We start from the raw sequence: 15,292 nt of genomic DNA on the forward strand, positions 1-15,292 counted from the left end.
CTGACCCGCTTTTTTACCGCGCATTCGCTTAGATAAGCTTCAGGGAGAGCCAGTACAGCCCGCCGGAAAGAAGAATTGCTGCTGGCAGGGTGAAGACCCAGGCCATCAGAATGCTGGTCACTGTTTTACGTTGCAAACCGCCGCCATCAACAACCATTGTTCCCGCAACGGAAGAGGAGAGAACGTGTGTGGTGGAAACGGGCATACCGGTGTAGCTGGCAAGACCGATAGAGACTGCGGCGGTCATCTGCGCCGACATCCCCTGGGCATAGGTCATGCCTTTTTTACCGATTTTCTCACCGATAGTGGTTGCCACGCGACGCCAGCCAATCATCGTACCAATACCCAGCGCCAGTGCGACGGCCATAATGATCCAGATAGGCGCGTACTCAATGGTGCTCAGCATGTCAGATTTCAGTTTCTTCAGCAGACGCTGATCGTCAGCGCTTACGCCAGGCAGCTTAACCACTTTATCGGTGGTATCAGAGATGCACAGCATAATACGGCGCAACTGACCACGCTGTTCGACGCTTAACTTGTCGTAGGTTTCCAGATTCGCCAGCATACCTTTCGCACGTTCCAGCGCGTTGATGGTATTCGCCGGGTGGCAATGGAACTCGGTCGGCGTCGCTGGTGCCGCATCCGTCGGGGACGGAATCAGCTGGTCTACGCCTGTGGCCTGTTTAAGCAGGTCAGGGCGCTGCTGGAAGAAGACTTCGACGTTATTGATTGCATCGCGGGTACGGGTAATTTCGTAACCGGAAGCATTCATATTCACCACGAAACCTGCTGGCGCTACGCCAATCAGCACTAGCATCACCAGACCAATGCCTTTCTGACCATCGTTCGCGCCGTGAGAGAACGCCACGCCGATAGCGGAGAGGATCAGTGCAATACGCGTCCAGAACGGCGGCTTTTTCTTTCCATCTTTCTTTTCACGTTCTGCCGGCGTCAGGTGGATACGGGCACGTTTTTTCGTACCGCTCCAGTAGCGACGCAGAATGAAAATAAGACCACCTGCAACCACCAGACCGACAATAGGTGAGATGATAAGCGAGGCAAAAATACCGATAACTTTCGGGATGTTAAGTGCATCCACCACCGAGGTGCCGTTCATCAGCGCATTGGTTAAACCAATACCGATAATGGCGCCAATCAGCGTGTGGGAGCTGGATGCAGGCAGACCAAAGTACCAGGTACCCAGGTTCCAGATAATTGCCGCCAGCAACATGGAGAATACCATGGCGAGGCCATGTGACGATCCCATATTAAGCAGCAGATCCGTTGGTAACATATGCACGATGGCATACGCCACGCTGAGACCACCCAGCAAAACACCAAAGAAGTTGAACACCGCAGCCATGACCACCGCCAATTGCGAACGCATTGCACGGGTATAGATCACAGTTGCGACAGCATTGGCTGTATCATGGAAGCCATTAATTGCTTCGTAGAACAGCACGAAAGCCAGAGCAAGCAATAGTAAAAGCCCGGTATGTAAATCCAGGCCAGCAAACAAATGTAGCATAGGACGTTACGCCATTTTGAGGACATGAACGCGGCGCATTATCAGTGACTTTGGCGGCGCGGGCAAAGTGAAATATAGAGTTTTTTTGATTTGTCTCCTGCTTTGTTTTACACCACTAAAGAATTATCCTATATATTTCAGATAAATACCCTTTATCGGTAGTTTGGTGCTGGTGCGACCACTGAGGAATCTTTACAATTCACTCCCGCTTTTTAGAGAGGATCGCAACGTGGAAAGGTTTGATACCGTTATTATAGGCGCTGGCGCAGCGGGTATGTTTTGTGCCGCGCAGGCAGGACAAGCAGGTAGTCGCGTACTGCTAATTGATAATGGTAAAAAGCCCGGGCGCAAGATTCTCATGTCTGGCGGGGGCCGCTGCAACTTTACCAACCTTTATGTCGAGCCGGCTGCGTATTTGAGCCAAAACCCGCATTTTTGCAAATCGGCGCTGGCGCGTTATACACAGTGGGATTTTATCGATCTGGTGGGTAAGCACGGTATTGCCTGGCATGAAAAAACGCTAGGCCAGCTTTTCTGCGATGATTCCGCCCAGCAAATTGTCGATATGCTGGTGGATGAGTGTGAAAAAGGTAACGTAACTATGCGGTTACGTAGCGAAATCCTGAGCGTTGAGCGAGATGGTGACGATTTTATCCTGGAATTGAATGGGATGAGTGTCGGCACGAAAAAGCTGGTTATTGCCTCCGGTGGTCTCTCTATGCCGGGTCTGGGCGCGACGCCGTTTGGTTATAAAATTGCGGAACAGTTCGGCCTGAACGTTTTGCCTACGCGCGCAGGGCTGGTGCCTTTCACCTTACATAAGCCGCTACTGGAGCAGCTTCAGGTGCTCTCTGGCGTATCCGTTTCTTCCGTTATCACCGCCGAGGACGGCACCGTATTTCGTGAAAATCTGCTCTTTACGCACCGCGGGCTTTCTGGTCCGGCCGTGCTGCAAATTTCCAGTTTTTGGCAGCCAGGTGAATTTGTCAGCATTAATTTGTTGCCGGATGTTGACCTCGCGAGCTTCCTCGATGACCAACGTAGCGCACACCCTAATCAAAGCTTAAAGAACACCCTGGCAATGCAGTTGCCAAAGCGTCTGGTGGAATGCTTACAGCAGTTAGGGCAAATCCCGGATGTCTCGCTGAAGCAGCTTAATGTACGCGATCAGCAAACGCTGGTTGAGACGCTGACCGAGTGGCGGGTGCAGCCGAACGGTACGGAAGGGTATCGTACCGCTGAAGTCACGTTGGGCGGCGTCGATACCAACGAGCTGTCATCGCGCACGATGGAAGCGCGCAAAGTACCGGGACTCTACTTTATCGGCGAAGTCATGGACGTCACCGGCTGGCTGGGCGGCTATAACTTCCAGTGGGCGTGGTCGAGCGCCTGGGCATGCGCGCAGGATTTGACACCTGCCTGACCGTGGTGCCCGACAACCTGGGCTGCCGGGCGTTATCATTAGTTCAGACCAAGAAAATACTGGGCGATTTTAAAGTAGATAATCAACCCGGTACCGTCGATAAGCGTGGCGATAAACGGGGCGGAAACCACGGCGGGATCAATGCCGATACGCTTGAGCACCATGGGGATCACTGATGACACCACGGCGCTCCACAACGTAATGCAAACCAGCGTCAGGCTAACGATTAGCGTGATTTCCACTCCGATACCCATCATCCACGCGCGCAAGCAGCCTGCCAGACCCAGCGTCAGGGCGATCAGCAGCGAAGTTGAAACTTCTTTGCGGATCACCCGACCCATATCGCGCAGCCGCACTTCTCCCAGCGCCATTGAACGTACCAGCGTTGAGGTGATCTGCGTACCGCTGTTGCCGCCAGTACCAATTAATAGTGGAATAAAAAAGGCCAGTGCAATAGCAGATTCCAGCGCCTCTTCAAAATGTTGAAGAACGCTGCTGGTATAGGCTTCTGCGACAAAAAGCAGCAGGAGCCAGACAGAACGTTTTTTCCACAATGTCCACGGGCTAATCTCCAGGTAGGGTTTTTCCAGCGGCAACGTTGCCCCCTGAAGCTGAACATCTTCGGTAACATCATCTTCCTGTAGATGAGCGATCTCTTTTTCCATCAGACAACCGACCAGCTCACCTTTCTCAACGACAGCCACCAGATCGAGTTCGCGTTCGGCTAACTCGGCAACGACCTGTGCCCGTTCATCATCAGGCTTTACATGAAACAAACAACTGTCCGTAAGATGGTTGATGTTCAGCGATGTATCTTTTTCCTGCAATAAGCGCTTGATGGATAACACCCCGCGCAGCGCTTTTCCAGCCACAACAAAGACCTGGCCTGGAATATCATCCGTTGTGAGCTGGGAGACAAAGTATTCACGAGCGCCGTTCACGCTGAGATGATCCGGCAGGGTAATAAAATCGGTGCGCATATATTGCGCGATAGCATCGCCATTGAAATCCGGCATAGGATGATGGGCGGCGCAGAGTGGGATAGATGACATGGTGTAATTCCCTATAAAAATCTCTCATAGGGGCGAACAAGACAGGGTTAGCGCAGGCGGATCCCTACGTCCTGGTTTTAGCACTGAACAACGTATCTGTCCGATGGTGAAATCGTCAGAAGTTACCTTGGCAACACCTTGATTCGATGGATGCCTGTATTTCCCTGAGTGGCCTCTCTCGATACCAGCAGGGCGGTAACTTGTATTTGTACAGGAGCCTCGCCATAACGAGATCGGTAAATGAGCCACTATTATAGCGATGTCTAATTATTGATTATGTTTATAGTTGTGAATGTTTATCAATCGTTGATATACGAAATATTCCCTGTGCCAGAGCGCGATAGGGCTGAAGTGGAAACTACAACCGAATAGACATATTGAATCCAGGTGTTAGTATTCAATAGATAGCAGTTATGAGTATGCGTGTTTCATTTCCGGCCAGGAACGCTGATGATGACAACATTACTACCCGATTTCACAGCATTTTCGTCATTCACTTCCTGCGCGGCGCAGGTTGCCTTAACGCCTGTCCGCTCTCTGGCCATGGTTTCTTATTCCTTCTCATCCCGGATGGAATCTCCCGCTGAATAGCTATTCAGTGGGCTTTGTGACACGCATCGTTTGATAACAGGGATTACGGCGGGTCGAATATGGATAAGTTTAAGCGTCATGTGATGTGGTGGGGGGCGGGCATCCTGGTCGTGGTGGCCGCGATAGCATGGTGGATGCTCCGCCCTGCCGGAATACCGGAGGGGTTCGCAGCCAGCAACGGCAGAATTGAAGCCACCGAAGTGGATATTGCTACCAAGATTGCCGGGCGAATTGACACGATCCTTGTGTCGGAAGGGCAGTTCGTTCGTCAGGGCGAGGTGTTGGCGAAAATGGATACTCGCGTGCTTCAGGAGCAGCGGCTGGAAGCGATCGCGCAAATCAAAGAGGCCGAAAGCGCGGTGGCGGCGGCGCGAGCGCTGCTGGAACAGCGGCAAAGTGAAATGCGCGCCGCGCAGTCGGTAGTAAAACAGCGCGAGGCGGAGCTGCAGTCGGTTTCTAAACGCCACGTGCGTTCCCGTTCGCTATCCCAGCGTGGGGCCGTATCTGAGCAACAACTGGATGACGATCGGGCCGCGGCAGAAAGCGCACGTGCGGCGCTGGAATCCGCAAAGGCGCAGGTCTCAGCGGCAAAAGCCGCAATTGAAGCCGCTCGCACCAGCATCATTCAGGCGCAAACCCGCGTAGAAGCTGCGCAGGCCACCGAACGTCGTATTGCGGCTGATATTGATGACAGCGAGCTGAAAGCCCCGCGCGATGGTCGCGTGCAGTACCGTGTTGCTGAACCGGGTGAGGTGCTTTCTGCGGGCGGGCGCGTCCTGAATATGGTCGATCTCAGCGATGTCTACATGACGTTCTTCTTGCCTACCGAACAGGCTGGCTTACTGAAGATTGGCGGCGAAGCGCGCCTGGTGCTGGATGCCGCACCGGATCTGCGTGTTCCGGCGACCATCAGCTTTGTGGCAAGCGTCGCGCAGTTCACACCGAAAACGGTTGAAACCAGCGATGAGCGGTTGAAGCTGATGTTCCGCGTTAAAGCGCGGATCCCGCCAGAGCTGTTGCAGCAGCATCTCGAGTACGTGAAAACCGGTCTGCCGGGCATGGCGTGGGTGCGTATCGATGAAAATCGAGCCTGGCCTGACGACCTGATGGTGAGGTTGCCGCAATGACGCATCTGGCGCTGGTTCCCGTTCCTCCCGTGGCGCACCTTGACGGCGTGAGTCAGCATTACGGGAAAACGGTAGCGCTGAACAATATCACGCTGGATATCCCCGCCCGCTGTATGGTGGGGCTGATTGGCCCGGATGGCGTCGGAAAATCAAGCCTGCTGTCGCTCATCTCCGGCGCGCGAGTCATTGAACACGGTAACGTGATGGTGCTGGGCGGCGATATGCGCGACCCGAAACATCGCCGGGATGTCTGCCCGCGCATTGCCTGGATGCCGCAGGGGTTGGGGAAAAACCTGTACCACACGCTGTCGGTGTATGAGAACGTCGATTTCTTTGCCCGGCTATTTGGCCATGACAAAGCGGAGCGCGAAGCGCGGATTACCGAGCTGCTGAACAGCACCGGACTGGCGCCGTTTCGCGATCGTCCGGCCGGGAAACTCTCGGGTGGGATGAAGCAAAAGCTGGGGCTGTGCTGTGCGTTAATCCATGACCCGGAACTGTTAATTCTCGATGAACCTACCACCGGGGTCGACCCGCTGTCCCGCGCCCAGTTCTGGGATCTGATTAACAGCATTCGCCAACGGCAGACCAACATGAGCGTGCTGGTTGCGACCGCCTACATGGAAGAAGCCGAGCGCTTTGACTGGCTGGTGGCGATGAACGCCGGGGAGGTGCTGGCCACCGGGAGCGCGCAGCAGCTACGCGAAAAAACCAACTCCGACACGCTGGAGCAGGCGTTTATCGCGCTGTTACCCGAAGCCCAGCGCCAGGCGCATAAGCCAGTGGTGATCCCGCCGTATCACGCTGAGCAGGAAGAGATTGCCATCGAGGCGAAAGATCTGACCATGCGCTTCGGCAAGTTCGTGGCCGTTGACCACGTTAACTTTCGTATTCCGCGCGGGGAAATCTTCGGTTTTCTCGGCTCCAACGGCTGCGGTAAATCCACCACCATGAAAATGCTCACCGGGCTGCTACCCGCAAGTGAAGGTGAGGCGTGGCTGTTTGGGCAAGCGGTTGACCCGAAGAATATCGATACCCGTCGCCGGGTAGGCTATATGTCGCAGGCGTTTTCGCTCTACAGCGAGCTGACCGTACGGCAAAACCTCGAGCTACACGCGCGGTTGTTCCATATCCCCGAAGCAGAAATCCCGGGGCGGGTACAAGAAATGAGTGAGCGCTTTTCGCTGACCGATGTCGAAGACGCGTTGCCTGGCGCGCTGCCGTTGGGGATCCGTCAACGCCTGTCGCTGGCGGTGGCGGTGATCCATCGCCCGGAGATGCTCATTCTCGATGAACCAACCTCCGGGGTCGATCCGGTGGCGAGAGACATGTTCTGGCAACTGATGGTCGATCTGTCGCGTCAGGATAAAGTGACCATTTTTATCTCCACCCATTTTATGAACGAAGCGGAGCGCTGCGACCGTATGTCGCTGATGCACGCCGGAAAAGTCCTGGCCAGCGGTACGCCGCAGGAGCTGGTGAAACAGCGTGGTGCCGCCAGTCTGGAAGAAGCGTTTATCTCCTGGTTACAGGAAGCGGCAGGTCCGGCGCCGGAGGCTCAGTTACCGCCAGCCAATGTCCCGTCAGTGCATGAAAACAGTCAGCCGCCGCACCAGGGATTTAGCCTGCGGCGCTTGTTCAGCTACAGCCGCCGCGAAGCGCTGGAGCTGCGACGTGATCCGGTACGTTCAACGCTGGCGCTGATGGGCACGGTGATCCTGATGCTGATCATGGGCTACGGCATCAGCATGGATGTGGAAAACCTGCGTTTTTCGGTGCTCGATCGTGATCAGACAGTCAGCAGCCAGGCGTGGACGCTGAATCTGGCGGGATCGCGCTATTTTATCGAGCAGCCGCCGCTCACCAGTTATGACGAGCTGGACAAACGGATGCGCTCGGGCGAAGTCGCGGTAGCCATAGAGATCCCGCCAAATTTTGGCCGCGATATCGCGCGTGGAACGCCGGTGAAGATTGGCGTCTGGGTCGATGGCGCAATGCCGAGCCGTGCGGAAACGGTCAGAGGCTACGTGCAGGCGATGCACCAGACCTGGCTGCAGGATGTGATGGCGCGTCAGCCAAATACCAGCGGGCAAAACGGACTGATGACCATTGAAACTCGCTATCGTTACAACCCGGATGTGAAAAGCCTGCCAGCGATTGTTCCGGCGGTGATCCCGCTGCTGTTGATGATGATCCCCTCCATGCTCAGCGCTCTGAGCGTGGTGCGTGAGAAAGAGCTGGGGTCGATTATCAACCTGTACGTGACGCCCACTACCCGCAGCGAGTTTTTACTCGGCAAACAGTTGCCTTACATCGTGCTGGGCATGCTGAACTTCCTGCTGCTGTGCGCGCTGTCGGTGTTTGTATTCGGCGTCCCGCATAAGGGGAGTTTTTTGACCCTGACGCTGGCCGCGCTGCTGTACGTCACCATTGCCACCGGGCTGGGATTGTTAATCTCCACGTTTATGAAAAGTCAGATCGCCGCCATTTTTGGTACGGCGATTATTACGCTGATCCCGGCGACGCAGTTTTCCGGGATGATCGACCCGGTCGCCTCGCTGGAAGGGCCGGGACGGTGGATTGGCGAAATTTACCCGACCAGCCATTTTCTGACCATCGCGCGCGGGACGTTCTCTAAAGCGCTGGATCTGACCGATCTCTGGCCGCTGTTTATTCCGCTGGCGGTAGCCATTCCAGTGGTCATTGGTCTGAGCGTATTGCTGCTGAAAAAACAGGAGGGGTGATGCGCCGATTACGGAATATTTATAACCTCGGCATCAAAGAGTTACGCAGCCTGCTGGGTGACAAAGCGATGCTGACGCTGATCGTCTTCGCCTTCACGGTCTCGGTTTACTCTTCCGCGACCGTTCTGCCAGGGTCGCTGCACCTGGCGCCGATTGCTATTGCCGATATGGACCAGTCGCAGTTGTCGAATCGCATTGTGAACAGTTTTTATCGTCCGTGGTTTTTACCGCCGGAGATGATTACCGCCGATGAGATGGATGCCGGGCTGGATGCCGGGCGCTATACCTTCGCTGTGAACATTCCGCCTGATTTTCAGCGCGATGTACTGGCTGGGCGGCAGCCGGATATTCAGGTTAACGTCGATGCCACGCGGATGAGCCAGGCCTTTACCGGCAACAGCTATATCCAGAATATCATTAGTGGCGAGGTGAACAGCTTTGTGTCGCGTTACCGCGATAACAGCGAGCTGCCAGTGGCGCTGGAAATGCGTATGCGCTTTAACCCTAATCTGGAACCCGCCCGCTTTGGCGCGGTGATGGCGATTATCAACAACATCACCATGCTGGCGATTGTGCTTACCGGGTCGGCGCTGATTCGCGAGCGTGAACATGGGACCATTGAGCACCTGCTGGTGATGCCGGTGACGCCGTTTGAAATCATGATGGCAAAAATCTGGTCGATGGGGCTGGTGGTGCTGGTGGTTTCCGGTCTGTCGTTGATGCTGATGGTAAAAGGTGTGCTTGGCGTACCGATTGAAGGCTCGATACCGCTGTTTATGCTGGGAGTGGCGCTGAGCCTGTTCGCCACCACATCAATCGGCATTTTTATGGGCACGCTGGCGCGCTCCATGCCACAACTGGGGCTGCTGATGATTCTGGTACTGCTGCCGTTACAGATGCTCTCCGGCGGCTCTACACCGCGTGAAAGCATGCCGCAGGCGGTGCAGGACATTATGCTGACGATGCCGACTACCCATTTTGTTAGCCTTGCGCAGGCGATTCTTTACCGCGGCGCAGGATTTAATATTGTCTGGCCGCAGTTCCTGACGCTGCTGGCGATTGGCAGTACGTTCTTCCTGATAGCTCTGCTGCGTTTCAGAAAGACGATTGGCACGATGGCGTAAATATTATTGCCGGGTGGCGGCTGCGCCTTACCCGGCCTACAAACGGGAATGAATGTAGGCCGGGCAACAAAACAAGCAATTACTCTTCTTTCGGCAGGCACTGCAGATGACCGTGGCGCACGCCGCGCTGGGAAATCACGTCATCGGCAAAATGCTGCACATCGCCCATGTCACCTTTTAGCACAGCGATTTCCAGACAGTCGTCATGGTTGATGTGCACGTGCAGCGTGGCGACTGATAAATCGTGGTGGTGATGTTGGGTGGAAACAATACGGCTCGCCAGGTCACGCTTCTCATGCTCATAAACATACGAGAGCACTGCGAATCCCTGAGTGCCGTGCTCCTGGGTAGTTTCCTGCGCCAGTGCGCCGCGCAGAATATCGCGGATCGCTTCGGAACGGTTGTTATAGCCACGGCGCTGGCTCAGGCTGTCGAGCGTTTCCAGTAAATCGTCATCGAGGGTAATGGTGACTCGTTGCATCTGCAATTAACCTTTCATGTGGCGCGTGGGCGCACAGGGAGTAAGGGGAATAGCGTATTTTGTAACACACCTCCGGCATCCGGGGAAAAGGTTAATGCTCTCGCAATAAACGCAGCAGGGTTGTTACCTGTTCATCCAGCGGCGCGAGCGTGTCTTTGACGATCAGATGCAGCGGGGTGGCACGGCGAGCGCCATGGCTTAACGGCAGCGGTCGTAATAGCCCCTGCTCAAGCTGCTGCTGAATTCGCTCCTCAGGCAACCAGCCGTAACCGACCTGATACATCACCGCCTCAATCGCGGCATCAATGGTCGAGAAGGTCCAGGCATCGCGCACCGCTTGCTGCGGGTTGTCGCGATCGGCAATGCGAATCAGCGGCCACGCGCGTAACGCGTCTTCATCCAGCGGCGCATTCAACATGCAGAGCGGGTGATCGCGGTGGGCAACGGCCACGAAGTCAATATTCATCAGCCATTCGCCGCGGCCGGTGATATCCTGGCGTCGGGTCAGGACCATCACGTCCGCATCGGCATGCGCCGCCAGTCGATCGTCAGCATTCTCCAGCACTTCGGTCAAACGTACCTGCGTCTGCGGCCACGCCTGCTGAAACTGCTTGAGGATCGCGAACAGGCGTTTGCGTGGGAAGATGCTATCTACCATGAAATCCAGCCGCGTTCGCGTGCCGTTTTGCAACGTTGCTGCCCGGGTTTCCACCCATAAAAAGGCCTTCAGTAACGGTTTGACCTGGCCCAGCAGTAGCTCTCCCGCAGGAGTTAATACCGCCCTGCGACCTTCCGGCGTCAGCAGCGTCACGCCAAGCCGCTCCTGCAGTAGCGCCAGATTGTAGCTCACCGAAGACTGGCTACGGTTGGTCTCTTCCGCAGCTTTAGCAAAGCTGCCCAGCTCCACGACTTTCTCCAGTAAGGCCCATTGCTCCAGCGTTGTCTTGTGCATAACTCATCTAAAAATTGAATGAATATGATGTAAACATAGCGTTATTCATCCAATTTTTGAAGCGTTAAGATCCTCGCATCAAGTAAGAGGAGAACGAATATGAGCACTTTTGATAAACATGATTTGAGCGGCTTTGTCGGCAAACATCTGGTCTATACCTACGATAATGGCTGGAATTACGAGATCTACGTGAAAAACGACACCACTCTGGATTACCGTATTCACAGCGGCATTGTGGGGAATCGTTGGGTGAAGGATCAGCGGGCGTACATTGTGCGGGTTGGCGAGAGTGTTTATAAAATTTCATGGACCGAGCCGACCGGGACCGACGTCAGCCTGATCGTAAATCTGGGCGACAAACTCTTTCACGGCACCATCTTTTTCCCACGCTGGGTGATTAACCATCCGCAAAAAACGGTCTGTTTCCAGAATGACCATATTCCGCTGATGATGTCATATCGCGATGCGGGTCCGGCATATCCAACTGAGGTGATTGACGAGTTTGCGACCATCACCTTCGTGCGTGACTGTGGGGCGAATAATGACAGCGTTATTGCCTGTGCGGCCAATGAATTGCCGGAAAACTTCCCGGAAAATTTACGCTAAGGCTTCCAGACGCTGCACGGCGTCGGCGGTCAGAGTAAACGGCGTGGGGGTACACACCGCCAGGCTCAGGGTATCGAGCTGGCACTGGCTGACTGAGAGTGAGGAGGTTAGCGCGGTGCTGTCGACGCTGACAATTTGCCAGGCGCTGCCGCCACGCTGTTTCACGATAGCTTCTTTACGCGTCCAGATGCGCCAGAACGCCGCCAGCTGTTGCTCCGGGTGTTCGGCCTCAACTTCGGCATGTTCCCTGAGACTGAACACCGTATTTGCCAGCGTCTGCCAGTTATCGCGCGGGCGAACGACTTCAATATCACAGCCGACTTCCCCTTCGTCGCTGAGCAGCAGGGCAATATCATCACCGCTGTGGCTGAGATTGAACCACAGCGGTGTGTCGGCGGAAAAGGCCGGTTTTCCTTGCTCACTGTAGATGATGTCCGGTAATGGCGAAAGAGTATGGGAAAGCAGCACGCGACCAGCCAGCCAGCGCGCACGACGAGCGCCTTGCGGGGCCTGCTCACGCAATGCGGCAGGCAGTGCGCCAGCGCTTAAAACAGAAACTTTCCCAAGAACGATCCGGTACATATCAGGGCTAACCTTTAGTAATAATGGGGTTGTTTACCATTCTATACATGCTGTTTGCAAGTTTATCCAGGTAATCGGGTTTTGGGCCTGCCGGGTCCCAGCAAAATTGCCAGTTTGCTACCGCCTGTGGTGGTTTCCATCCAGATTTTACACACGCTGGTTAACGGCACGGAGAGCAGCATACCTACCGGACCAAGCAGCCATCCCCACACCAACAAAGAGAGAAAGACGATTAGCGTCGATAATCCCAGCCGGTGCCCCATCATGCGGGGCTCGAGGATGTTGCCAATTACCATATGCACCACCAGAAACAGCGCCCCAACCAGCACGCATTCGTAAACGCCGTTGAACAGCAGCGCCTGGATCATGGGTGGAACGGCGGAAATGACCGAGCCAATGTTGGGCACGTAATTTAGCAGGAATGCCAGCACACCCCACATCAGAGCAAACTGAATACCCATTAGCGCCAGCCCCAGCCAGACGATGGCGCCGGTCCATAAGCTGAGCAACGTTTTCAGCGCCAGATAGTGAGATACACCTTTCAGCGCCCGATGCAGCCCCGCAATATGGATTTGGGGGTTGTTCAGCGCAAAGCGCAGCTTATAGGGGACATGACGCACCTCAAACAACATAAAGACCACCGTCATCACCAGCAGAACGACGCTGGCCATGGCACCGGAAAGACTTGTCATCAGCGTAGTTGTGAAGGTCATCAGCTTGTCGGAATCCATACGTTGCAGCATGCGCTCCGGGGACATATGCAGATTCAGAAAAGGCACCATCTCTTGCAGATACAGAACCTTGCGCGTCAGCTCCTTATTGTATTTTGGCAGCATGGCCATGAATTCAGTAATGGATGACGCCAGAACGCCGATTAACGCCGTAAGAACGATCAGCATCACCACCACGACTAACGTTATCGCGACTGGCCGACGTACACCCCGGCGAATAAACCAGGTGACCAGCGGATTCAATACAATGGCAAAAAAAAGGGCCAGCAGAAGCTGTACGATGATATCCGCCGCAGCATGAATACCCGCGAGGATCACCACCAGAGCGGCCAGTTTGAGCAGAATGTGCAAACCCGTTTTATCGGGCTGGGCGGTTGTCATGTCGTCTTCCTGTTTGCGTTTTTGCATTAAGTGTAGCGGCTGGCTTGCGACTGATATTCCTAAACTGACTACTGATTTCTGCCCGGCAACATGGTAGAAATGAAACACTGTTGTGAAAACGTGGTGATCCTCCATGCCCGAACCCGTCGCTGAACCGACGCTTAGCGGTTTACGCCTTAATCTGCGTATTGTCTCTGTGGTGATGTTTAACTTCGCCAGCTACCTGACCATTGGTCTGCCGCTCGCTGTATTGCCAGGCTATGTCCATGATGTGATGGGATTTAGCGCTTTTTGGGCAGGGCTGGTCATCAGCCTGCAATATTTCGCTACGCTGCTGAGCCGTCCACATGCCGGTCGCTATGCCGACCTGCTGGGGCCAAAGAAGATTGTGGTATTCGGACTGTGTGGCTGTTTTTTAAGTGGTCTGGGCTACTTCCTGGCGGGCTTCACGAATGGCTGGCCGCTGGCCAGCCTGCTGCTGTTATGCCTGGGGCGCGTGATTCTAGGGATCGGGCAAAGCTTTGCCGGGACTGGCTCTACGCTGTGGGGGGTTGGGGTCGTTGGTTCAATGCACATCGGACGGGTGATTTCGTGGAACGGCATCGTGACCTATGGCGCGATGGCGATAGGCGCTCCGCTGGGCGTTCTGTTTTATGCCTGGGGTGGCTTACAGGGATTGGCGCTGACCGTGATGGGCGTGGCGCTGTTGGCAATACTGCTGGCGCTCCCTCGTCCGGCGGTGAAGGCCAGCAAAGGCAAACCATTGCCGTTTCGCGCGGTGCTTGGGCGTGTCTGGTTGTACGGCATGGCGCTGGCCCTGGCCTCAGCCGGATTTGGCGTGATCGCCACTTTCATTACCCTGTTTTATGATGCCAAAGGCTGGGACGGCGCCGCTTTCGCGCTGACGCTTTTTAGCTGCACGTTTGTGGGGACCCGCCTGTTATTCCCAAATGGTATCAACCGTTTAGGTGGACTAAATGTGGCGATGATCTGCTTTAGCGTCGAGATTGTTGGGTTGCTGCTGGTCGGGATGGCTTCCATGCCGTGGATGGCGAAAAGCGGCGTCCTGCTGGCCGGTGCAGGGTTCTCGCTGGTGTTCCCGGCGCTGGGCGTGGTGGCGGTAAAAGCCGTCCCGCAGCAAAATCAGGGCGCTGCGCTGGCGACGTATACGGTGTTTATGGATTTATCACTGGGAGTTACGGGGCCGCTGGCCGGGCTGGTCATGACCTGGGCGGGCGTGCCGGTTATCTATCTGGCGGCGGCAGGGCTGGTGGCGGTGGCGTTATTGCTGACCTGGCGATTAAAAAAACGGCCTCAGGTGGTGTCACCGGAGGCCGAGTCATCGTCTTAACCGTTACTGGATAACCAGCGTGTTAATGATGTTTTCTGCGGTAGTCTGCGCTTTTTGCTGATCGTCAGCAGGCAGCGTGATTTGCAGAGTCAGCAGTTGGTTATCGACTTTACCCAACACCACGGAAGAGTAAGCGGTCTGGCCTTTGGCCGAGATGATGCTGTCTAACTGCTGCAGCGTGTGGCCTTTCAGTTCAATCGATTTATTGGTGACGACCTGCAACTGCGGGTCGCGGCTACGCTGCTGATCTTCCAGGCGTTTTGCCAGCACAGCCAGGTCTTCGTTGGTATTGTCGCCAACAATTACAATCACCGCTTTCTGGCCGGTTGCGTCAGAATAAACGTGCATATTGTTCGCCTGGGTGCCCAGTTTGCCGCTCTGATCGGTCATATCCGCTGGCAGGGAAAAACTGAGTTTACCGTCCAACAGGCTGACCGGTTGTCCAGTGGCGCTACTTTCTGCGGCAGCACCCTCTGCTGGCGCTTTTGTATCGCTATTATCACAGGCCGCAAGCCCCATAACCAGCAGGCCAATACCGACATATTTAACCAGATTGCGCATTGACTTCTTCCTTTCGATAAACGGCCATAACGGCTCATTCGTCCATCTTATCACAACT

13 protein-coding genes and 1 riboswitch are annotated in these 15,292 nt (G+C 55.1%); of the genes, 6 read left to right on the forward strand and 7 right to left on the reverse strand.

Translation table 11 applies throughout. From position 1 onward, the window contains the following. Positions 1-28: 28 nt before the first annotated feature. Positions 29-1,528: an inorganic phosphate transporter PitA gene (gene pitA, locus HV237_RS01160; RefSeq protein ID WP_016154875.1), complete on the reverse strand. Its 1,500-nt coding sequence runs from the start codon at positions 1,526-1,528 to the stop codon at positions 29-31. A 229-nt stretch (positions 1,529-1,757) separates the two neighbouring features. Between pitA and HV237_RS01165 the strand changes: the two genes are divergently transcribed. Further along, positions 1,758-2,951: an NAD(P)/FAD-dependent oxidoreductase gene (locus HV237_RS01165; protein ID WP_046274493.1), complete on the forward strand. Its 1,194-nt coding sequence runs from the start codon at positions 1,758-1,760 to the stop codon at positions 2,949-2,951. 38 nt (positions 2,952-2,989) lie between these two features. On the opposite strand, the gene HV237_RS01170 is transcribed toward HV237_RS01165, so the two are convergent. Then, the gene (locus HV237_RS01170) at positions 2,990-4,003 is read right to left on the reverse strand and encodes a magnesium transporter (protein WP_047358190.1); all 1,014 of its coding nucleotides are present in this window, start codon (positions 4,001-4,003) and stop codon (positions 2,990-2,992) included. A gap of 55 nt (positions 4,004-4,058) precedes the next feature. Then, positions 4,059-4,242, reverse strand: a riboswitch (M-box (ykoK) riboswitch). 411 nt (positions 4,243-4,653) lie between these two features. On the opposite strand from HV237_RS01170, the gene HV237_RS01175 reads away from it, so the two are divergent. Genes HV237_RS01175 through HV237_RS01185 form a run of 3 tightly spaced genes read left to right on the forward strand, consistent with a single transcriptional unit; the run spans position 4,654 to position 9,589 of the window. Next, positions 4,654-5,721 (forward strand): HlyD family efflux transporter periplasmic adaptor subunit, encoded by a 1,068-nt coding sequence (locus tag HV237_RS01175; RefSeq protein ID WP_016157686.1) that lies wholly within the window; start codon positions 4,654-4,656, stop codon positions 5,719-5,721. After that, positions 5,718-8,465: a ribosome-associated ATPase/putative transporter RbbA gene (rbbA, locus tag HV237_RS01180; protein ID WP_047358189.1), complete on the forward strand. Its 2,748-nt coding sequence runs from the start codon at positions 5,718-5,720 to the stop codon at positions 8,463-8,465. Before HV237_RS01175 ends, rbbA begins: the two co-directional genes overlap by 4 nt. Continuing rightward, a complete protein-coding gene (locus tag HV237_RS01185) occupies positions 8,465-9,589 on the forward strand; it encodes an ABC transporter permease (protein ID WP_019078107.1) in 1,125 nt (374 codons plus the stop codon). The genes rbbA and HV237_RS01185 overlap by 1 nt, the downstream gene beginning before the upstream one ends. 79 nt (positions 9,590-9,668) lie before the next feature. Here HV237_RS01185 and nikR read toward each other — a convergent pair whose 3' ends face one another. Beyond that, positions 9,669-10,070: a nickel-responsive transcriptional regulator NikR gene (gene nikR / locus HV237_RS01190; protein ID WP_005121550.1), complete on the reverse strand. Its 402-nt coding sequence runs from the start codon at positions 10,068-10,070 to the stop codon at positions 9,669-9,671. Between the two features lie 91 nt (positions 10,071-10,161). Beyond that, the gene (locus HV237_RS01195; protein WP_047358188.1) at positions 10,162-11,022 is read right to left on the reverse strand and encodes a LysR family transcriptional regulator; all 861 of its coding nucleotides are present in this window, start codon (positions 11,020-11,022) and stop codon (positions 10,162-10,164) included. Positions 11,023-11,121: 99 nt separating this feature from the next. On the opposite strand from HV237_RS01195, the gene HV237_RS01200 reads away from it, so the two are divergent. Further along, positions 11,122-11,628 carry a phenolic acid decarboxylase gene (locus HV237_RS01200; protein ID WP_047358187.1) on the forward strand — a complete coding sequence of 169 codons (507 nt, stop codon included), beginning with the start codon at positions 11,122-11,124 and terminating at the stop codon, positions 11,626-11,628. On the opposite strand, the gene acpT is transcribed toward HV237_RS01200, so the two are convergent. Together acpT and HV237_RS01210 are read right to left on the reverse strand one after the other, a co-directional pair. Continuing rightward, on the reverse strand, positions 11,620-12,210 hold the full coding sequence (gene acpT, locus HV237_RS01205; RefSeq protein WP_047358186.1) for a 4'-phosphopantetheinyl transferase AcpT: 591 nt from the start codon (positions 12,208-12,210) through the stop codon (positions 11,620-11,622). The genes HV237_RS01200 and acpT overlap by 9 nt on opposite strands. A gap of 62 nt (positions 12,211-12,272) precedes the next feature. Next, on the reverse strand, positions 12,273-13,322 hold the full coding sequence (locus HV237_RS01210; protein ID WP_047358185.1) for an AI-2E family transporter: 1,050 nt from the start codon (positions 13,320-13,322) through the stop codon (positions 12,273-12,275). 133 nt (positions 13,323-13,455) lie between these two features. On the opposite strand from HV237_RS01210, the gene HV237_RS01215 reads away from it, so the two are divergent. Next, positions 13,456-14,673, forward strand: a complete 1,218-nt coding sequence (locus tag HV237_RS01215) for an MFS transporter (protein WP_047358184.1) — start codon at positions 13,456-13,458, stop codon at positions 14,671-14,673. Between the two features lie 3 nt (positions 14,674-14,676). On the opposite strand, the gene HV237_RS01220 is transcribed toward HV237_RS01215, so the two are convergent. Beyond that, complete coding sequence (locus HV237_RS01220) at positions 14,677-15,234, reverse strand: DcrB family lipoprotein (RefSeq protein WP_016154847.1); 558 nt, start codon at positions 15,232-15,234, stop codon at positions 14,677-14,679. Positions 15,235-15,292 lie beyond the last annotated feature (58 nt).

The sequence above is a fragment of the Citrobacter sp. RHBSTW-00570 genome, from assembly GCF_013739755.1.
Lineage (GTDB): Bacteria > Pseudomonadota > Gammaproteobacteria > Enterobacterales > Enterobacteriaceae > Citrobacter > Citrobacter braakii.